Raw genomic sequence first — 19767 nt, 5'->3', positions numbered from 1 at the left:
AAGCGGTTCGCCTCGGCTCGTGCGGTGCCGACCCGTTAGCGTGTCGCCATGGTCGATGCATCGACGGTGGCCGAAGAGCCGCTGCTCAGTCTGCGCGGTTTTCTCGCCGCGGTGGAATCCTTCGGCGAGTTGCGCGCCGTACGGGGGGCGCACTGGGATCTGGAGCTCGGGGCGATCGCGGAGTTGAGCTACCGTGCGCCGCGCCCGCGAGCCCTGCTGTTCAGCGACATCGCCGGCTATCCGAGCGGCCGGGTGCTGACCGGCAGCACCGGCAGCGCCCGGCGGCTGGGGCACACGCTGCGCCTGGGCGACGCGCACACCGACGCCAGCCTGGTGGCCGCGCTGCGGGGCAAGCCGTCGCGGTGGGCCGCCACCGCATCCGATTTCCCGGTGCGGCCGACCGGCGACGCGCCGCTGCTGGCCAACGAGCGGACCGGCAACAAGATCAATCTGCTGGACTTCCCGGTGCCGCGGTGGCACGCCGGCGACGGCGGGCGCTACATCGGCACCGGCTGCTTCGTGGTCACCAGCGACCCGGACACCGGCGTGCACAACGGCGGCTGCTACCGCATGCAGGTGCAGGACGACGGGCGTGCCGCCACGGTGGCCGCGGTGCCCGGCAAGCACGGAGCGCAGAACATCCAAGCGTGGTTCGCCCGGCACGGGCGGGCGCCGGTCACCGTGTCGTTCGGGCACGACCCGCTGCTGCTCGCCCTCGGCGGCACCGAGGTGCCACGCGGCATCTCGGAACTGGAGTACGCCGGAGCCGTCCTGGGCGCACCGGTGCCGGTGGTGCTCGGGCCGGACACCGGCCTGCCGATCCCGGCCGGCAGCGAGATCGCCGCCGAGGGCTGGCTGCGGCCGGACGCGACCCGCGAGGAAGGCCCGTTCGGCGAGTGGACCGGCTACTACTCCGGCGCCCGCCGGCCCGACCTGGCGATGGAGATCACCCGGCTGTGGCACCGGGACGACCCGATCCTGCTCGGTACGCCGCCGGGCCGTCCGCCGCACGACTACTCGTACATGCGTACGGTGATGAAATCCGCCATGATCCACGACGAGCTGATCGCCGCCGGGGTGGCCGGCCTGCGCGGCGTGTGGGCGCACGAGGCGGGCGGCGGGCGGCTGTTCATCGCGGTGTCCGTGCAGCAGCGGTACGCCGGACACGCCCGCCAGGTCGGTCACCTCACCGCGCACCTGAGCGCCGCCGCGTACATGAACCGGTACGTGGTGGTGGTCGACGACGACATCGACCCGGCGGACCTGGACCAGGTGGTGTGGGCGATCTCCACCCGCACCGACCCGGCGGCCGACATCGAGATCCTGCGGCGCGGCTGGGGCAGCCGGCTGGACCCGATGCTGCCCGAGGGCGCGCCCCCGTTCGTCAACCGGGCGGTCGTCGACGCCTGCCGTCCGTGGGAACGCCGGGAGTCGTTCCCGCCGGTGGCGCAGAGCGACCCCGGATACCTGCGGCAGGTGCGCGAGCGCTGGGGCGGCGTGCTCGACTGAGCACCGCACCCGGACGACAACCTCGGCGCGACCACAACCGAATCGGGGCGGCGCGACACTTCTAGGCATCAGCGGACGGTATCGACGGGGAGGGGCGGGGCGTGACCGGTACATCGCCGTGCGCCGACGAGACCAGTCGGCTCCGCGCCGGGCTCGCCGCCCGAGAGCTGGAGTTGCAACGCCTGCACGCCAGCTTCCTGGCCAACATCAGCCATGAGCTGCGGACCCCGCTGGTCAGCATCTGCGGGTACGCCGAGATGCTGACCGAAGGCGACGCCGGGCCGCTGGAGCCCGCCGCGGGCAAGGCCGCCGAGGCCATCGAGCGCAACGCGCACCGGCTTCGTGACCTGGTTCTCGATTTGCTGATCCTGTCCGACCTGGAGGGTGGCGCGCCGGGCCTGCGGCGAGCGATCGACCTCAGCGGCCTGGTCGCCGAGGAGACCGACCGGCTCCGCCGGACCCCGGCCGCCGCGCGGCACCACTTCGAACTGGATCTGGCGGACGGCTGCCCGGCGTGGGTCGACGCGGACCGGCTGCGCCGCGCCGCTCACCACGTGCTGTCCAACGCGGTGGTCCACACGCCGCCGGGCACCCTGGTGCGGGTGGGCACCACCCCGGACGGCGCGCAGGCGGTGCTGACGGTCACCGACGAGGGGCCGGGCATCCCGCAGGAGGTGCGCGCGCGGTGCGCGGAGGGCTTCGCCCGCGCCTCGGACGCCGACACGCAGGTGCGGCCGGGTGCGGGCGTGGGGCTGGCGCTGGCCGTACGGGTGGCGTGCGAGCACGGCGGCGCCCTGACGATCGGCGACGTGCCCGGCGGCGGGGCGCGGGTGCGCGTACGCCTTCCCGCGTCCCGCCCCTGACCCGGTCCGGACGGTGGGGGCGGACCGGCCGGTCCGCCCCCACCGCCGGTGTGGAGGACGCTTAGAAGGTGACGTCCGGGAAGTCGCGTTGCGCCTGCGTGAACTCCGCCTGCGACCAGCCCGAGTTGAACGCCTGCGCCGCCCGCGCGCTCAGATCCTTGCCCGCCGCCGCGCTGCTGAACAGCACGAACTCGCCGGTGTTCATCCGCCGGGTGTAGATCAGGTTGCGGCCGTCGTTGGTCTGACGGGTCGGGAAGTGCTGCGCCAGCAACCCGAAGAAACGCTGCATCACCTGCGCGTTGTCGCCACCGTCGTGCCACAGCGGCAGGAACCAGTCGCGGAAGAAGGCGGTGTTGTTCGCGCCCGGCGGCAGGCTGTCCCGGCCCGCCAGGAACGCCTGCTCGGTGCGCGCGGCGTCGGCGTCGCGGCCGGTGTTCGCGTAGAAGTCGTGCACGCAGAACTCGGCCCATTTCGAATCGCCCCACACCGGGAAGGCCGGCGACTCCTGGGTTCCCTGGCTGGCGCCCTCCACCTGGTGGCAGGCCTCGTGGACGAGCACGTCGTGCAGCACCGCGTCGCTCTCGTTCCAGCCGGTGTTGCCGACGTCCACGGTGGTCCGGAATCCGGAGTTGGCGTCGAACCGGGTGTTCACCGTGCCGCCGCCGTGCTTGCCCTCGTGCAGGAAGAACAGCGCCGGCTTCGGGGCACCGAATTGCGTGCAGCCGGGACCGATCGGCGCGGGCAGTTCGCGATCGGCCGCACAATTGCCGTACGCCGATTTCATGTACTGCCAGATGTCGGTCGCGAACGGCGCGATCCACGCCGTGCGCGCCGCGGGCAGCGCCGTCAGATCGTCGTCGAAATAGACCGCGACGTCGGCGTTGCAGACGGTCCGGTTCATCTTCTCGGTGTGGTCGGAGATGTAATCGGTGATGGTCGCCGGGGCGTCGGAGTGGCATGCGGCTGGCGCCGACGTGGTGGGCGCCGACGTGGTGGGCTCGGAGGCGGGCGGGGCGGGGGTGTCGCCCGCGGCGTACGCCTCCAACTCGTAGATGCGCACGGCGCCGCCGCCGGCCGTGGTGGGCGCGGTGACCCGCAGCCGCACATACCGCGCGGACACCGGGCTGATCGGGTGGACGGTGACGTCGGCGGTGTTGCCGGTGGCCGTGGACACGTCGGTGAAGGTCGTCCCGTCGGTGCTGATCGCCAGCGTGAAGTCGCGGGTGTTCCAGGCACCGGGCTCGCCGCCCGCCCCGGCGTGGCGCACGATCAGCTTGTCGATGGCCACCGCGGCGCCGAGATCCACCTGCAGGAACGGATCACGGGCGGCCGAACACCACTTGTCCGCGAGCCCGCCGTCGCTGCTGCCGTTGACTGCCTTGCCGGCGCTCTCCTCCGGACGGCACGGCGCGGATCCGGTGGCGGTGTGCCCGCGGGCGATGTTCACCTCGCTGTCCGCGTACGCGGTCCGTAATCCAGCCGCCAGCCCACCGGTCAGCAGGAGCCCGGCGGCGGACAGCAGAAGCGGTTTGCGGAGACGATTCCTCGATTGCTGTCGGTGCATGTCGAAACGGTAACGGCACGATATCCGGACACTCCATTAAGCACCATTTAACTTCAACGTCACAGGGGAACGATCGGATGCCCTTTCGTACGCCACGATGCGCTCCGTGTATTTCCCCGGAACCCTGCGTCGCGACCGGAGATGCCCGCTCAGTCGTAGTATTCGACGAGGCAGAACTCCGGATCGAGGCAGTCGATCGTGACACCGGACCAGACGTACGTCATGCGGCGATCCTCAGCTCAGTAGTCGCGGCCGTTCAGTGCCCGGTAGATGAAGCGGGTCGTGGCCTCGATGGCCTCGTCCTCGGGGACCTCCGGCCACAGGTGGGGCACGCACTCCAGCATGGCGGCCATCATCGTCAACGTCACCGCGGGCGAGGCCGGCAGGTTCGAGATGTTCGACAGGTGGTCGATCAGGTCGTCGAACTGGGCGCGGCGGAAGCGTCTCAGCGTGCCGGCGAATTCCTCGTTGACCAGGGCAGCCTGGCTGAGCGCCAGCATGGTCGCGCGATGCTCCCGGTGGACTCGCCAATACGCCGCCACGTGGTAGCGGATCGCCTGCTCCTGGCTGAAGTCCGACTGGTGCTCGCCGTCGCGGGACAGCTCGTCGCCGGTGCCGGCCAGCTCCTGCAGCAGCGCCTCCAGCAGCTCCTCCTTGCTGGCGAAATGGCTGTAGAACGAGCCCGCCGAACGGCCGGCTTCCGCCGTGATGTCGTTGATCTTGGTGTTGAGGTAGCCGCGGACGGCGAACAGCCGCTTGGCAGCCTCGATGAGGGCGGTGCGGGTGGCCTCCGCCTGTTGCGCGCGTTGCATGACCACAGTATAAGTTCACTGAAACCAAATTCAGTGAAAGGCGGTTCAGTCATGCGAGTGCTCATCGTGGGCGCCGGCCCGACCGGGCTGACCCTCGCCGTCGACCTGCGGCGCCGCGGCGTCGACGTCCGCGTTGTGGACAAGGCGACCCGGTTCTTCGCCGGCTCCCGCGCCGACTCGATCCAGCCGCGCACCCTGGAGGTCTTCGACGACCTCGGGGTCCTTGCCGAGGTACGGGCCGCGGGCTCGGAACAGTTGCCGTTCCGGGTCCACCTGGACGGCAAGTTCGTGCAGGAACGCCGGATGTTCGCGCCGCGCCCGCCGACGCCGGACGTGCCCTACCCGAACCCGTGGATGCTCGGCCAGTCCCAGCTCGAAGCGATCCTGCGGCGGCGGCTGCACGACCTCGGCGTACGGGTCGAGCTCGGCACCGAGCTGACCGGCCTGATGCTCGACGCCGAGACGGTGACCGCGCGGTTCGCGACCGGGGAACAGGCGCGATTCGCGTACGCCGTGGGCGCCGACGGCGGCGCCAGCTTCGTCCGCAAGGCGATCGGCGTGGCCTTCCCCGGAACCACCGACGAGACGTTCCGCTCGCTGATCGGCGACGTCGTCGCGCCGGATCTGGACCCGTCGGCCGGACACTGGTTCGCCGGCCGGGACAACCCCATGATCGGCGTGGCGATGACGCCGGTGCCGGGCACCGGACTGTTTCAGTTCAATACGCCCCTCGGCGACGGCGACGACGCCTCGCTGCAGACCATGCAGGCCACGCTCGACCGGTTCGCCTCCGGCGTACGTCTGACCGGCTGTCCCTGGTCGACGGTGTGGCGGCCGAACGCGCGGCTGGCCGAGCGTTACCGGGTGGGCCGCGTCTTCCTGGCCGGGGACGCGGCGCACGTCCACCCGCCGACCGGTGGGCAGGGCATGAACACCGGCATCCAGGACGCCTACAACCTGGGGTGGAAACTCGCCGCGGAGACGGAGCTGGACACCTACCAGAGCGAGCGCCGTGCGGAGGCGGCACGTGTGCTGGGCGTGAGCAGTGAACTGCTGGACCGTTACCGGGACGGCCGGGCGGACGCCCACGTACGAGGCGAGGAGCACACGGGGCTGACGGTCACGTACCGCGACGCCGGCGCGCACGGCCGCATCGCGCCGGGGGACCGGGCCCCGGACTCCCCGGTGACGGACGCGAACGGCAACCGGATCCGCCTGTTCGACCTGTTCCGCGGCACCCACTTCACCAGGCTGACGTTCGGCGCCGCGTCGCCGGGGACGGACCACTCCTACGCGGTGCTCCCCGCGGGCGAGGCGGCGGTGGGCAAGGAACACCTGGTGGATGCCGAGGGCCACGCGTACGCGGCGTACGACGCCACCCCGGGAACGAGCGTCCTGGTGCGGCCGGACGGCTACATCGCCGAAACGACGCGAAACGGCCGCGAGGGAGCCGACCGGTCCGCGACAGCAAACCACTCCGCGGAACGTTACAAGCAGTGACGAGTCCCTGGGGTGATGCCGGGGCGTCGGCGGTTCCCCAGGGACCCCCTTGCGGAAGGCCGCGCCCTAGCGCAGCGACCACACCTGGTTCGGCTGGGTGCCCCCGCCGCCGAAGCAGTCCCAGATCTGCAGCACGGTGCCGTTGGCGGTGCCGCGACCGGTGGCGTCCAGGCACTTGCCGGAGTTCGGATTCATGATCGTGCCGTTGCCGTTGACGGTCCACTGCTGGGCCGGGTTGCCCAGGCAGCTCCACAGCCAGACCTGGGTGCCGTTGACGGTGCCCTGCCCGCGCACGTCGAGGCACTTGCCCGACTGCGGGTTGACGAACGTGTTGCCGGTGCGCACCCACTTCTGGGCGCCCGAGCCGTTGCAGTCCCAAAGTTGCACCTTGGTGCCGTCTGCGGTGCCCTGCGCGTCGACGTCCACGCAGCGGCCGGAACCCTGGCCGACGATGGCCTGCGCCGTTCCGCCACCGCCACCGCCACCGCCGCCGCCGCCGGAGGTGCTGTAGGTGAAGGTGTTCACGGCCAGCCCGGCGCCGCCCTGCCACGGCTCGAATCCCGCCTGCACGCTCGTCAGATACCACGAGTTCTGGGCGTATCCGCGGCGCAGCATGTCGTTGTAGAAGTCGCGCACGGCGAAGCTGATCGAGCCGGTGCCGGCCGTCCGCACGTACGAGACGACGTTCCACCCGATGTTGCCGAACCACACGTCCCAGGTGCCGCCCGCCAGGTTGATGGTGGCGACCCGGCTGCCGACCGGCTGCGGCGCGCCGGCATGGTTCAGCCAGACCATCAGCTCGGCGCCGGTGTTCTGCCCGTCGGTGCGCGCGGTCGGGTCGAACCAGATGTCGTACGCGGCGTCCCACTGCCCGCCCGCGAAGCTCATCGCGACGCTGGTGGTGACGTTCTGGAAGGCCGGGCTGGACACCGGCATCGGCAGGCCGCTGCCGCTGGAGCAGAGACTGTAGTGGCAGCCCGCGAAGACCGACGGGTACGAGCCGGGCGCGCCGTTGGTCGGCTTGTTGTGGTCGGAGCGGGTGAGCTGGAAGCCGCTGCCGGTCACGTTGATGCACTGGGTGGTGTCGTCACCCCAGTTGTTGTTCTGCACGATGTACTTACCACCCTGGAGGGGCGCGGAACCGTACTTGTCGCAGATGGCGGTGTCGGCGTGGGCGCTGGGGGCGGCCACCACGCCGACCGCGACGCTCGCGGCGGTGACCGCGAGGACGCGGAGCAGGGAACGAAGATGTGAGGACATGTGCGGAGGCTAGGCGCGAGGCGCTGAGCCGCCTACACCTTGCGCAACCCATCCACCGGCGTCGCTATCGGGTGGCCTCGAACAGGGCGACGTTCCCCCGCGTGGTGATCTGGTGCTGCGGGAAGCTGCCGGCCAACTGCGCGCGCAGCCCGTCCAGGTCGTCGGCGGTGTTGTGGAAGATGCCGCGGGAGTTGTAGACCCCCATCAGGTGGCGGGCCGCCGCGGTCACCGGCACACCGCCGGACAGGATGGTGCTGCCGAAGACCCGGCCGCCGGGCCGCAGCGCGTCGGCGGCGTTGCGGAACACCGCGCCCTTGTCCGGCCAGCCGCCGGGCACGCAGTGCAGGAGGAAGTTCATCGCGACCGAATCGTACGAGCCGGATTCGACCGGCAGCCGCTGGAGGACGTCGGCGCGTATCTCCGTGGGCCGGTACCGGGCCAGCCGCCGCGCGCCCACCCGCAGCACCGTCGGGTTGAGATCCACCAGGGTGATGTCCGGCGGGGCGGGAAAGGCGCACACGTGCGGGAAGTACGCGGTGCCGACACCCAGTTCGAGGTGCCGCGCGCCGACGTTGCGCTGATAGTTGTCCAGCATCAGACGCTTGGGGCAGCGCCAGATCAGCCGGCAGGACAGGCGCAGCACGACGGTGTCGTACAGCTCGAGGACGAACCGGTTGTAGGCCGCCTGCCCGGCCAGCACCTGGTCGTCAGCGTTCGGTGCCGCCATGTCTCTCCTCCCGCGGGAACGTCCGGAAGAGTCGTGGCGAACGTCCGCAGCGGACAGTGTGGCATCAGGTGCGGCGCAGCACCGACACCACCTTGCCGAGGATGACCGCGTGGTCGCCGTCGATGTCGGCGTAGGCCGGGTTGCGAGGTTCCAGGATCACGTGCCCGCCGCGGCGGCGGAAGACCTTGACGGTGGCCTCGTCGTCGATCATCGCGGCCACGATGTCGCCGTTGTAGGCCTCCGGCTGCTGCTTGACCACGACGATGTCGCCGTCGCAGATGGCCGCGTCGACCATGGAGTCGCCGCGCACCCGCAGCCCGAACAGCGTGCCCCTGCCGACCAGGTCGCGGGGGAGGGCGAGCACCTCGTCGGTGGCCTCGTGCGCCGGGATCGGCGTGCCGGCGGCGATCTCGCCGAGCACCGGAACGCCGATGGTGTCCGGCTCGGCGTCGCGTTCCGGCCCGGCCGGCGCCAGGAACATCCGTACGTCGATGGGGCGGGTGGCCCGGCCGCGGCGCAGGAAACCGAGGTCCTCCAGGTGCCGCAGATGCCGGCTGACGGTGGAGGTGGAGGCCAGCCGCAGCGCGTCGGCGATCTCCCGGGTGGACGGCGAATACCCGTACCGCAGCGCCCACTTCTGTATGACGGTGAGAATCCGACGCTGGCGATCGTTCAGTACCGACGTGTCGAGATCCTCATGCACCCGCCGCATTCTGCCGGATCACCTGGTCGGCGGGGCGACGGCTCGCCGGGCGGCCGGGTGCCGGTTCACCGCAGGACGCCGGCCAGGACCGTGGCGACGACCTTGTGGACCGCGCCGCGCGTCGGCGGTTCCTCCGACCCGCCGGTGAACAGCAGGTGCGTGGCGCCGATGAGGGTGGGCGCGAGCGTGTCCACGTCGGCGCCGGCGGCGATCCGGCCGAGGTCCCGCTCGGCGCTCAGATACCCGGCGATCATGGCGGTGCCCTCGCCCACGAGCGGGAACCGGGCGGTGCCGGCGGCGCGCAGCCGCGTACGCAGCTCGTCGCGCGCGATGACGAGCACCACGACGGCCACCATCACCGGTTCGAAGAGGGTCTCCAGGGCGTGGGTCAGGTTGTCCGCGACGGCTCCGGTCCCGGCGGTGTCCCGCAGGTCGGCGGCCTGCGCGTGGACCCGGGCGATGCGGTCCAGCACGAGCTCGGTGAGGAAGGCGTCGAAGTCGGCGAAGTGCCGGTGCAGGACGCCCTTGGCGACGCCCGCCTCGACGGTGACGGCCCGGCTGGTCAGCCCGGTGGCCCCGGCCCGGATCAGCACCCGCACGGCGGCGTCGAACAGATGCTGGCGCGGGTCTCGCAACGCGACACCGGTCGGCAAGCCGACCTCCTCGTGGTTGTCCTGGTGGGCCCGTGGTTGTCCTGGTTGTTCTAGTGGGCTCGTGGTTGTTCTGGTGAGCTCGTGGTTGTCCTAGTGGGCGAGTGCCCATTAGAGTGGGCGCATGGTCACTCTAATGCCCGCCGGCTCCGGGCCGGAGCCGCACCGGCACCGGCACATCGCGGAATCGTTCGGGACCGACCCTCGCCAGTACGACCGGGCCCGCCCCGCCTACCCCGAGGCGATGATCAAGCGGATCGTCGCGGCCAGCCCCGGCGGCGACTTCCTCGACGTGGGCTGTGGCACCGGGATCGAGGGACGCCAGTTCCGCGCCGTCGGCGCCACGGTGCTCGGCGTCGAACCCGACCCGCGGATGGCCGACCATGCGCGCGGCACCGGCTTGCCGGTGGAGGTGGCCACCTTCGAGACGTGGGAACCGGCCGGACGGACGTTCGACGCGGTCGTCTGCGGAACGGCCTGGCACTGGATCGACCCGGTCGCGGGAGCGGCCAAGGCGGCGCGGGTGTTACGGCCGGGCGGCGTGCTGGCCCCGTTCGGCAGCATCTACCAGCTCCCACCCGCCGCGGCGCGGGCCCTCGCCGCGGCGGGCCGGCGGGTCGCCCCGGACTCGCCGCTCACCCCCGGCGACCGGTCCGGCGGCTCGATGCTGGAGGCGTACCGGGCGCTCTACGACAAGGCCGCGGACGGGATCCGCGCGGCGGGCGGTTTCGGCGCGGCCGAGGTGTGGCGGTACGACTGGACGCGCGTCTGCACCCACGATGAACTGCTGCAGATCATGGCAACCTCGGGCGGGCTCACCGCCCTGCCGGACGGCCAGGCGCAGCAGGTGCTCACGGAGGTCGGCGCGGCGCTGGGCGATCCGCAGGGCACGTTAACATTGCCGTACGTCACTTGGGGCCTCACCGCTCTGAAGCGGGACGGGCACCCAGCGAGGTAGGTGATGATGCCGGACCAGGAGCCGCCCGCGGCGTGGCCGCAGCCGCACCGCAGCGCCGACCGGGTGCTCGCCGTGGTCGGGTTCGTCCTGCTCGCGCTGCTGACCGCGGTGCTCGCGGTCGCCGCGGCGGTCGCCGGTGACATCGTGATGGCGATCGTTCTCCTGCTGGCCACGGTGATGTTCGGGCACGTCGCCGGCCTGGCCCTCAGCACGCTGCGCCGTCCGGCGCCGCCTGCCGGCTGGTCCGCGCCGTCCGCCGGCTGGTCCGCGCCGTCCGCCGGCTGGTCCGCGCCGTCCGCCGGGCCGGTTTTTGCCGGGGCGTCGTCTGCTGGGCGGCGGGTGCCGTCCGCCGGGCTCATCGACGAGCCGGAAGCCGGCATGGCTTTCCGGTACGCCCGTTCGGCGTACTACTGGTTCACCGTGGTCCTGGCATTCGGCGTCGTGTTCGCCGCGGCCTTCATGATCGGGTTGGCCCGGGTCGGCACCGCGGCGGCCTGGGTGATGGCGGCCGTGTTCGCGGGATGTGGGCTGCTGATCGCGTGGTACCTGACCGTGGTGCTGCGCTTGGCGCCCGGCGTGGTGGTGCTGACCCCGACCGGCATCTACCACCGCTCGCTGGCGATCGAGCACTTCGTGCCGTGGGAGGCCGTGGTGGGGGTGCTGGCCCGCCAGGGCCGGACGCCCTGGATCACGGTCAAGACGTCGCCGACGGCTCCGGCGGCTCCGACGGCGCAGGCGGCTCCGGCGGCTCAGGCGGCGCAGACGCGCGAACGTCGGCATGCCGGAGCGCTGAGCCCCGACGCCCAGTTCCTGCCCTTCATGGTCATCCGAGCGTATTGGCTCGGGGCGAACGCGGGGCCCGCCTACCAAGCGATCAAGCATTACGCGGAACATCCCAACGAGCGACCGAACCTGGCGGCAGGCGCCCCGCCCGGCTCGGTGACCGTCTGAGCGTCGCGGCGCTTCCGCTGGCCGTCCCCGGCTCGGTCGCGGTGTCTCCGTTGGCCGTCCCCGCCGGGCCGCGGTGTCTCCGCCGTCCCCACTCGGTCGCGGTGCCTTCCGTTGGCCGTCCCCGCCCCGTCGCGGCGCATCGATACGATCCGACGCATGGCCGAAGCGTTCATGATCGCACTCCGGGGCTACGACATGGCCCAGGTGGACGCGCTGCTCCAGCAGGCAGACGACGCCCTGGCGTCGGGCAGTGAAACCCTGAGGTCGACCGCACGGCGAGCGATTCAGGACGCGCAATTCAGGCAGCGCCTCCGCGGCTACGCCCGGTATCAAGTGGACCAAGCCCTGCGGGATCGCCTCCAGAAGCTGACATAGGGACCGTTGGTCGGACATCGTCCCCGCCGCATGGCTGCTGCGCTCAAGCCGTCACGACAAGCCTGGAAAGACCCGGTCCTGGGCGTCGGCCATGAGCCGGTCCCGGTGCCGTTCCTGAGCGGCTGTCCCCCTCGGTCGGCCGTGAGTCGTCGGCCATGAGCACGTCCCGGTGCTTATCCTGAGTGCCGGTCCTGAGTGCCGGTCCTGAGTGCCGGTCCTGAGCGCCGGTTCCGGGGCGCGTGCAGCCTCGCTGCTCTCGTGACTCCCGGCGTGACGCTCCCGGCGTGGCACCCCAACCGACCACCATCCATCGCGTCGATTATTCGCTCCAACCACCGCACCAGGACATCGGCTGCGCCGCCATCATGCGTGGCGTTCGCTACCGGTAAAGGGCGGCCGTGTGGTCTTCTGCGTCTCGCATCGTACCGGAAAATGGCCGTTCTTCGGTCGGCCTTCTTTGTGGATTCTTCGTCGTCTTTTGGATACCTGTCGGAGTTTTCATCCACGGAAATAGCGTGACGAATACATGGTGGTGGGGCCGGATGGTGGGGTGGAAGAATTTCTGCATGCGGCAGCTACAGCTTTTCACCCCGGGCCAACTGGCCACGATGCGTGATAGCACGAAGCGCCGCAATTATTCTGCCGAGGCCGAGGAATTCCGTCGTGCGCATGCCCGGCATCGAGAATGGGGACTGGCGCAGCGGCATGCCCGCAAGTTGCGTCGGCGGTACGGTCATGTGCCCGATGACGCGGAGCTGATGGCAATCTGGAACGCGAGGATGGCCGCGGTCGGCTCGCCCGGGCCGGATCCGTCGTCGGCACCGCCCGGCGCTGCTCTTCGGCCGGAGCCAACGCGGACCGTGGCGGCCGGTCCGGCGTTGGATGACCCGCCGGATTGCTCCGCCACGCCGGCAACGCCGGAGGCGGTGGCTCCCGGGTCGGCCATGCCCGGGTCGGCCATGCCCGGGTCGGCGTTGTCTGGTCCGGCTACGTCTGGTCCGGCTACGTCTGGTCCGGTCGGTTCTGTGCTGGCGGTGTCCGCCGCGGTCGGGTCGAGGGCGGCCGGGGCTGCGGTGGTGGTACCCGGTCGAGCTAGGTCTGAGGTGGCCGGGTCCCGAACGGTGGCCGAGCCTGCGGTGGTGGCGGCCGGGAAGGCCAGGTTCGAGGTGACCAGGATCGACGTGGCCGGGCGGGAGTCTGCTGGGCCTGCTGCGGCCGGGTACGAGTCTGCTGGGCCTGAGGCGGCCGGCTACGAGTCTGCTGGGCCTGCTGCGGCGGGTACGAAGTGGCCGAGGTCTCGTCCGGCTCCGAACCTGACGAGACCAGGCCGGCGGAGCGGGACAGCGGCGAACCTCAGGCACCCGAGCCGGACGGGACCGCTCCCACACCAGCCGCCGGGTCGCTGGTCGCCGGGTCGGTGTCCGCCCGGTCGCCGGGTTGCTGGTCGCCGGGTCGCTGGCCGGGTCGGTGGTTGCCGGGTTGCTGGTCGCCCGGTCGCCGGGTTGCTGGCCGCCACGCCAGCCGCCGGGTTGCTGGCCGCCCGGTCGCCGGTTGCCGGGTTGCTGGCCTCCACGCCAGCCGCCGGGTCGGTGGTTGCCGGGGTTGAGCCAGCAGGACGGCGGTGGTCTGCTTGCACGACAACGTCGTCGGCGGAGGACCGCAAAACGCCGCAAGGGACGGAGCTGCCGGGGCGGAAAGCGGTACGTCGCCCGCGAGAGCGGCACCGCTTGCGGGGCGTCGCCTCCGGGCGGGGAGACGGGTTGCTTTCGCCACAGAGATGGAGTGCCGATCACCGAGCTGAAGGCGTCGGAAACGCAGGGAGAGCGGCGACGATCGCGCCGGGTGCGGCGACGACGTTGTGGGAGCGGCGACGATCGTGCCGGGTGCGGCGACGACGTTGTGGGAGCGGTGGCGATCGTGCCGGGTGCGGCGACGACGTTGCGGGGGCGGCGACGATCGTGCCGGGGCGTGACGATCGTGCCGGGTGCGGCGGTGACCTGCAGGAGCGGCGACGACTTCGCGGATAGGGTCAACGACTTGGCGGGGAGCCAATGACCTCGCGGAGGGCATCGACGGCTGGCGGGGAGTGTCGGCCGCGTGGGAAGTGTCGGCCGCGTGGGGAAGTGCCGACGGCGGGCGGACAGCGCCGGGGGCGCATGGAAGTGCACCGACGGCGACGCGAAACGGTCGGGGACCGGGCGGGGGAACCGGCAGCTACGGTGCGAAACGGCGGTTCGGGCTCGCACGGAATTGCTCCCGGCGGCCGTTCAAGAAGTGGCCGGGTGAGTATGCGGAAATGCGTTGGCAGTCGTGCCAAGAAGTGGCCGGGCGAGTATGCGGAAAGTGTCAATGGCGGCGCCGGACCGCGCGGAGAGTGTCGATGGGATCGAGGATCGCGTCGACGGGTTCCCGGAATCGCGATCGACCGCGCGGAAATGCGGGAGAGGGGCGAAATCCGGTCGCGGTGGTGGCCGCCGTGAGGTATACCCGAGACCATGCGTCCAGGGCCGGGACAGGTGCTGCATTTCTCCGAGGATCCGACGATCACGCGGTTCGTGCCGCATGTTGCGGCGACTGCTCGGCAGCCGCAAGCGTTCGTCTGGGCGGTCGACCACGGCCGCGCTCCCGACTACTGGTTCCCCCGGCAGTGCCCCCGCGCGATGGCCTGGACCCGGCCGGACACCACGCCGGCCGACCGCGAGCGCATCGTCGGAGCCGGCTGCGGCGAGCGCGTGCACGCGATCGAATACGGCTGGCTGGCCGCGATGCGTACGGTACGGCTGTACGCGTACCGTCTCCCGGCGCAGCCGTTCCGCCCGTTCGGCGCCCCGGTGGCGCACGCCCGCGTGGCGACCGTGCCGGTGGTGCCGCTCGGCCCGCCCGAGCCGGTCGGCGATCTGTTCGAGTTGCACGCCGAGGCGGGCATCCAGTTGCGGGTGCTGACCGACCTGTGGCCCTTCTGGGGCGCGGTGACGGCGAGCACCCTCGGCTTCAGCGGCATCCGGCTGCGCAACGCCGTCGGCGGCGGGCTCGCCGCGCCCTCGCACCCGCGGTGAGCCACCCCGACGAGATCGGTCCGCGGGACGGCCCGCCCATCAGAGCGCCTCGGCCAGGAAGCTTTCGATGCGGTTCGGCCAGGCGCGGATGTCCGCCACGGTGTCCGAGACGTGCAGCCGGGCGTCGGGCAAGGTGTCGGCGAGCAACCGTGCGCTGGACACGGGATGCACCGGGTCGGTCTCCCACGCCAGGATCAGCACCGGCTGGGTGATCGCCCGCAGGGCGTCGTCGTCCGGCAGATCACTCGCTGCCGCGCCCCGCAACAGCGCCGGCAGCAGCTCCTCCGGAACGTCCGCGTCGAACCTCCACGTCGGCAGGTCGGCGAAGACGGCCGGCGGGGGAAAGGCGCGCACCGCCGCCATCCACGCGGCCTTGCCCCGCCGCTGGACCATGTCCGCCCCGGCCCGGTACGTCTGGGCCGCGGCGACGCGAGTCTCCCGTACGGTCGGGGGAATGATCAGAACCAGCCGGCGGAACCGCGCGGGCCGCTGCGTGGCTGCCCACAACAGGCTGGCCGTGCCCATGGACGAGCCCGCCCAGTCGAGGGGTTCGGCGCCGCCGACGTGATTGGCCATGGCGAGCAGGTCGCCGGCGAGGCTGGGCCACACGTACGCGTCGGGATCCGGTTGTCCGGTTGATCTGCCGTGCGCCCGCTGGTCGTACCGGACGATGCGGCGCGTGCCGGCGAGCTGGGACCATGGAAACACGCCGATCGCGTCCTCGGTCGCGGAGCTGAAGAAGATGCCGTGCGAGTAGCCGAGCAACGGCCCGGCACCCGTCTCGTGGTAGCTCAGGTCCGCGCCGGGACGCGACAGTACGGAAGCGGGCATGATCGCGAGACTACGGCACTCGCGGCGGCTGAACATGCCCGCCGCCGTCTGCCGGTGACGCTCGGGAAGCGAGACGGACGGTGTGTGCGACTCGGCCGCCCGAGGTCGCCCTACGGTGTGACGGTCATGCCGAGCCGTCCACGATGCGGTCGCGGTCTGCTCGGGGCACACGTCCGGTTTGAGCCGTCCACCGAGGATCACTATGAGCACCGGCCGACGTCCCGCTCATGGACGACTGCATCGGATCGCCGGCCTCGCGCTGACGCACAAATGGTGGCTGGGGATCTCCGGCATCGCGGCGGTCCTGACGGTGGTGCTGACGTTTGCCGTACCGGCTCATCCGGACCAGCCCGGCCCCGGTGAGGCGCACCGCTCGTCAACGGGATCCGGTGACGTCCCGGCGGAGCGGGGGCAGCAGGCCACGGGGGACTGCAACGCGCAGGGATCGGGAAACAGCGTCACATGCGTGCAGAACGAGACACCGCCGGCGGCGGAAGGCATCGACTACTTTCGTCAGTCGGCCGAATTCTATCCCGGCGACAACACGGGGCTTTTCGCACTCCCGCCGGACGTCGACCTCGCCGGCTTTCCGGTGAGCAGCGACAACAACGGATTCTGTGACGACGAGATGATGCGGTGGCTCAGGCGTCACCGCACGGCGAGCCTGTCCAATCTCGTGCGGATACGCAACGCCGGAACCACGGGCGTCAACCTGCATCTCTCCGATCTGCGCGTCGAGGCATTGACCGATCGACCCGCCGAGCCGGTGATCTGGTTCTCCTGCCCGAGCGCGGGAAGCGACGACATCGTCGAGGTCACCATCGATCTCGCCGACGGGGGGAGAGTCGAGTTCGGACCAAGTGACACGGATGAGGCGTTACCGGGTTCCGCCTTCTCGTTCAGCCTCGCTCCTGGCGAGGGCGGGGTCCTGATCGTCGATCTCATCGGCGGCGACGACGAATACCGGGGGATGCTGGCGGCCACCCTGCAGTACGGAAGCGAACAGCAGAGCGTCACGCTGCGGCTCGACGAGGACAGCGACACCTTCCGCTTCCCGGGTACCGGATCGGCCACCTCCGTGACCATCATGCCGCCGCGTTCGCCGGACTACCCCTTCTTCTGCACCGACGAGTCGGACGACGAATACGGTTGCACGCTGCCCGAGATCCGCCAACGGGTCGGATGACGGTGCTGCACGACCGCGGCTACAGGCCGAAGGCGAGCAGCACATTGCCGTACTCGCTCGGATAGAAGGGGTAGTAGCCGGCCTGGACGTACAGCATGCCGTGCGCCACCACCGCCCCGCCGCTGCCCGACAGGGCGCTGCCGTAGCCGGTCCGGCCGTTCACCCCGGCGAACTCGCGGATCGTGTCGTACGTCCAGAGGATCGCGCCGGTGCGGGCCGAGTACGCGCGCATCTTGCCGTCGTTGCTGCCTTCGTAGACGACGCCCGGGGTGGTCGTCACCGCGGGGGTGTGCGCGAGCGTGCACACCTCGGGGAAGGCCGCGGCGCCGCCGGTGGTGCAGCCGTCCGCCGGATCGGGTGTCTGCCACAGCACCCGCCCGTCGGCCGGGTTCAGCGCGAACAGGGTGCCCGGGTTGGCGAAATACGTCGCCGCGTACAACCGGTGGCCGTCGTAACTGGTGCCCCACTGGATGCCGCTGATGCCGCCGTTGGGCAGCGGCACGGACAGTTGGCGGCGCCAGACGACCGTACCGGTGGCGGCGTCGAAGACGTGGTAGACGCCGCTCTTCTGGCCGACTCCGACCAGGGTGCGACCGCGCACCCGGAACACGTTGGGCGTGGCGCCGATGTCGAAGTCCAGGGCGGTGCCGTCGTGCAGGCCGGGGCAGTAGCCCTCGGCGTCCGGAGCGTTGCACAGGCTGCGCCAGGTGTCCGCGTCGGTGACCTGCTGTTTCCAGCGCACCGCGCCGGTGCGGGCGTCCAGGGCCAGCAGCGAGTCGAAGTCACCGGCGCTGCCGGTGTAGTTCTGCCCGGTCCCGACGTAGAGGGTGCCGGTGGCCGGGTCGATCACCGGGGAGCTCCAGACGCCGCCCCCGGACGGCTCGTAGCGGGGCGCGCCGCTCGGCCAGGTGCCGACCTGCTGGGGCTCCGGAACGGTCCAGTACCGCCAGGTGAGGGCGCCGGTGTCGGCGTCGAGCGCGTCGAGGTGCCCGCGGAAGGAGCAGCACGGCGAATTCTCGTCGCCGCTGTTCTCCCCGCTGGATGCTCCGATGTAGATCTTCCCGCGGTAGTACAGCGGCGAACTGGTGTGCAGCCCGGCCGGGTGGTCTTCGGTGTCGCGGGCCCACCGCAGGCGGCCGGTGCGCTGGTCGAGGGCGTAGACATAGCCGCGGCTGTCGCCGAAGTACACCTTCCCGCGGGCGACCGCCGGACCGTCCAGCACGAAGGCGCCGCCCGCCTTCGGGTCCACGCTGGACAAGGCGAAGGTCCATCGCGTCGCGCCGGTGGTGGCGTCCAGGGCGTAGAACATGCCGTCCGGGCCGCCGAGATAGATGCCCCCGCCGACCACCGCCGGCTGGCTCTTCACCGGAAGGTCGGACTTCGGATAGGCGAACGCCCACTTCAGTTTCAGCCGCCCGGCGGTGCGGGCGGTGATCATGTGTTCCGCCGGGTTGTGCCGAGAGCCGGCGAGGTCGCCCTGCCAGGTCGGCCAGTCGCCGCGCCGGGCGCTGTGGCCGGCGCCGCCCGCGTCGGCCGGGATGGCGGGCCCGGCGATCAGTGGGAGCAGGGCGACGAGGACGGTGATCGGACGCAACGGGAAGCGGCTCATGTGATCGCTTTCTGTCCGGGGACAGTCGTCGCGGTCACTATAGGACGGTGGAGAGATCCTTATCTCTCCCGGTATCGGTGGGCAGCGGCGACCCTACACGTCCGGTTCCCAGGCGAAGAGCTGGTCGACGATGCGCCGGCAAGCTACGCGACCTTTCCGGCGTACGCGCGACCGGCTGAACCGGGCTACGGGCCGTGTCCGGGTTCCCGGACGCCCGGCTCGACGGTCAGCGTCCCGGCGGTGCTGTCGATGGTCGCGCGGGCGCCGAGCGGGACGGTGAGCTGGCCGTTGCCGTGCCCGATGCGCAGGCCGCCCAGAATCGGCACGCCCAGGCCACCCAGCCGATCCTGCACCGCCTGCGCCGCGGTCCACTGACCGCTGACGACCGGGGCGTTGGTGAACTGGCCGATCGCCACCCCGGCGATGTGGCGCAGCGCATCCGCACGGATCATCTGCGTCAGCATGCGGTCGTAGCTGTACGCGGCCTCGTCGGTGTCCTCGAACAGCAGGATCGCGCCGCGCAGGCCGGGCAGGTCGGGCGTGCCCACGCCGGCCTGCAGCATGCTCAGGTTGCCGCCGAGCAACGGCCCGCTCGCCACGCCGGGGGCGGCGACCGCGGCGCTGGGCTCGGCCGGGTCGCTGGTCAGCACGATCGGTTCGGTCGTCATGACCGCCGTGCGCAGTGACTCGATCTCGGCCGGGCCGGTGCGCGCGTCGGTCCAGTTCATCAGCGGACCGTAGAAGCTGACCAGCCGCGCGCCGGTCCACAACCGGCCGCACAGCACGGTCAGGTCACTGAAACCGACGAACACGCGCGGGTCTCGGCGGACCGCGTCCAGGTCGAGCCGGTCCACCACGCGCTGGGTGCCGTAGCCGCCGCGGGCCGCGAAGACACCTCGCACGCCGGGGTCGCGGAACGCCGCGTTGAGGTCGGCCAGCCGGGCCTCGTCGGTGCCGGCCAGGTAGCCGTACCGGTCGTACAGATGATCGCCAGGCTCGACTGCCAGGCCGAAACCCTCCAGGATCTCGATGCCGCGGGCGAGCCGGGCGTCCGGGATCCCGGCCGGGGCGATCACCCGGACCCGGTCGCCGGGCCGCAGCGCCGGCGCGCGGACCTCGGATCGGTCGTCTGCCCGCGCCGGAGAGTCGGACGCGGCGGCACCCGCCCCCGCAGCGGCCGCGGCGATGAACGTACGGCGAGAGATCGTCATGG

17 protein-coding genes are annotated in these 19767 nt (G+C 71.4%); 8 read left to right on the top strand and 9 right to left on the bottom strand.

Annotated elements, in window-relative coordinates; translation table 11 throughout:
* Positions 1-48 precede the first annotated feature (48 nt).
* A complete protein-coding gene (locus tag IEY73_RS19655) occupies positions 49-1509 on the top strand; it encodes a UbiD family decarboxylase (RefSeq protein WP_189080711.1) in 1461 nt (486 codons plus the stop codon).
* A 101-nt stretch (positions 1510-1610) separates the two neighbouring features.
* The gene (locus IEY73_RS19650; RefSeq protein WP_189080710.1) at positions 1611-2372 is read left to right on the top strand and encodes a sensor histidine kinase; all 762 of its coding nucleotides are present in this window, start codon (positions 1611-1613) and stop codon (positions 2370-2372) included.
* Positions 2373-2433: 61 nt separating this feature from the next.
* Here the strand turns inward: IEY73_RS19650 and IEY73_RS19645 are convergent, their stop codons facing one another.
* Both IEY73_RS19645 and IEY73_RS19640 read right to left on the bottom strand, forming a co-directional pair.
* Positions 2434-3936 carry a discoidin domain-containing protein gene (locus IEY73_RS19645; RefSeq protein WP_189080709.1) on the bottom strand — a complete coding sequence of 501 codons (1503 nt, stop codon included), beginning with the start codon at positions 3934-3936 and terminating at the stop codon, positions 2434-2436.
* 239 nt (positions 3937-4175) lie between these two features.
* Positions 4176-4748 carry a TetR/AcrR family transcriptional regulator gene (locus IEY73_RS19640; RefSeq protein WP_189080708.1) on the bottom strand — a complete coding sequence of 191 codons (573 nt, stop codon included), beginning with the start codon at positions 4746-4748 and terminating at the stop codon, positions 4176-4178.
* A gap of 51 nt (positions 4749-4799) precedes the next feature.
* On the opposite strand from IEY73_RS19640, the gene IEY73_RS19635 reads away from it, so the two are divergent.
* Complete coding sequence (locus IEY73_RS19635) at positions 4800-6248, top strand: FAD-dependent monooxygenase (RefSeq protein WP_189080707.1); 1449 nt, start codon at positions 4800-4802, stop codon at positions 6246-6248.
* Positions 6249-6314: 66 nt separating this feature from the next.
* Here IEY73_RS19635 and IEY73_RS19630 read toward each other — a convergent pair whose 3' ends face one another.
* The 4 genes from IEY73_RS19630 to IEY73_RS19615 form a co-directional block, all read right to left on the bottom strand.
* Positions 6315-7508 (bottom strand): GH12 family glycosyl hydrolase domain-containing protein, encoded by a 1194-nt coding sequence (locus IEY73_RS19630; RefSeq protein ID WP_189080706.1) that lies wholly within the window; start codon positions 7506-7508, stop codon positions 6315-6317.
* 64 nt (positions 7509-7572) lie between these two features.
* Positions 7573-8235: a class I SAM-dependent methyltransferase gene (locus IEY73_RS19625; RefSeq protein ID WP_189080705.1), complete on the bottom strand. Its 663-nt coding sequence runs from the start codon at positions 8233-8235 to the stop codon at positions 7573-7575.
* A gap of 64 nt (positions 8236-8299) precedes the next feature.
* Positions 8300-8938 carry a transcriptional repressor LexA gene (gene lexA / locus IEY73_RS19620; RefSeq protein WP_229715975.1) on the bottom strand — a complete coding sequence of 213 codons (639 nt, stop codon included), beginning with the start codon at positions 8936-8938 and terminating at the stop codon, positions 8300-8302.
* Between the two features lie 65 nt (positions 8939-9003).
* A complete protein-coding gene (locus IEY73_RS19615) occupies positions 9004-9591 on the bottom strand; it encodes a TetR/AcrR family transcriptional regulator (protein WP_189080703.1) in 588 nt (195 codons plus the stop codon).
* A 121-nt stretch (positions 9592-9712) separates the two neighbouring features.
* Here IEY73_RS19615 and IEY73_RS19610 point away from each other — a divergent pair, with 121 nt between their 5' ends.
* From IEY73_RS19610 to IEY73_RS19595, 4 genes are all read left to right on the top strand, one after another.
* Positions 9713-10546 carry a class I SAM-dependent methyltransferase gene (locus tag IEY73_RS19610; RefSeq protein ID WP_189080702.1) on the top strand — a complete coding sequence of 278 codons (834 nt, stop codon included), beginning with the start codon at positions 9713-9715 and terminating at the stop codon, positions 10544-10546.
* Positions 10547-10552: 6 nt separating this feature from the next.
* Positions 10553-11497 (top strand): hypothetical protein, encoded by a 945-nt coding sequence (locus tag IEY73_RS19605; RefSeq protein ID WP_189080701.1) that lies wholly within the window; start codon positions 10553-10555, stop codon positions 11495-11497.
* Between the two features lie 156 nt (positions 11498-11653).
* Complete coding sequence (locus IEY73_RS19600; RefSeq protein ID WP_189080700.1) at positions 11654-11872, top strand: DivIVA domain-containing protein; 219 nt, start codon at positions 11654-11656, stop codon at positions 11870-11872.
* A gap of 2495 nt (positions 11873-14367) precedes the next feature.
* Positions 14368-14928 (top strand): DUF6886 family protein, encoded by a 561-nt coding sequence (locus tag IEY73_RS19595; protein ID WP_189080699.1) that lies wholly within the window; start codon positions 14368-14370, stop codon positions 14926-14928.
* A gap of 39 nt (positions 14929-14967) precedes the next feature.
* Here IEY73_RS19595 and IEY73_RS19590 read toward each other — a convergent pair whose 3' ends face one another.
* Complete coding sequence (locus IEY73_RS19590) at positions 14968-15759, bottom strand: alpha/beta fold hydrolase (RefSeq protein ID WP_189080698.1); 792 nt, start codon at positions 15757-15759, stop codon at positions 14968-14970.
* 466 nt (positions 15760-16225) lie between these two features.
* Between IEY73_RS19590 and IEY73_RS19585 the strand changes: the two genes are divergently transcribed.
* Complete coding sequence (locus IEY73_RS19585; protein WP_189080697.1) at positions 16226-16945, top strand: hypothetical protein; 720 nt, start codon at positions 16226-16228, stop codon at positions 16943-16945.
* A 19-nt stretch (positions 16946-16964) separates the two neighbouring features.
* Here IEY73_RS19585 and IEY73_RS19580 read toward each other — a convergent pair whose 3' ends face one another.
* Positions 16965-18554: an outer membrane protein assembly factor BamB family protein gene (locus IEY73_RS19580; protein ID WP_189080696.1), complete on the bottom strand. Its 1590-nt coding sequence runs from the start codon at positions 18552-18554 to the stop codon at positions 16965-16967.
* 185 nt (positions 18555-18739) lie between these two features.
* The gene (locus tag IEY73_RS19575; protein WP_189080695.1) at positions 18740-19765 is read right to left on the bottom strand and encodes a S66 peptidase family protein; all 1026 of its coding nucleotides are present in this window, start codon (positions 19763-19765) and stop codon (positions 18740-18742) included.
* Positions 19766-19767 lie beyond the last annotated feature (2 nt).

The sequence above is a fragment of the Mangrovihabitans endophyticus genome (assembly GCF_014646155.1).
GTDB lineage: Bacteria > Actinomycetota > Actinomycetes > Mycobacteriales > Micromonosporaceae > Actinoplanes > Actinoplanes endophyticus.
The sequence above is the reverse complement of the archived record's forward strand: the minus strand, read 5'-3'. Positions and strand labels throughout refer to the sequence as shown.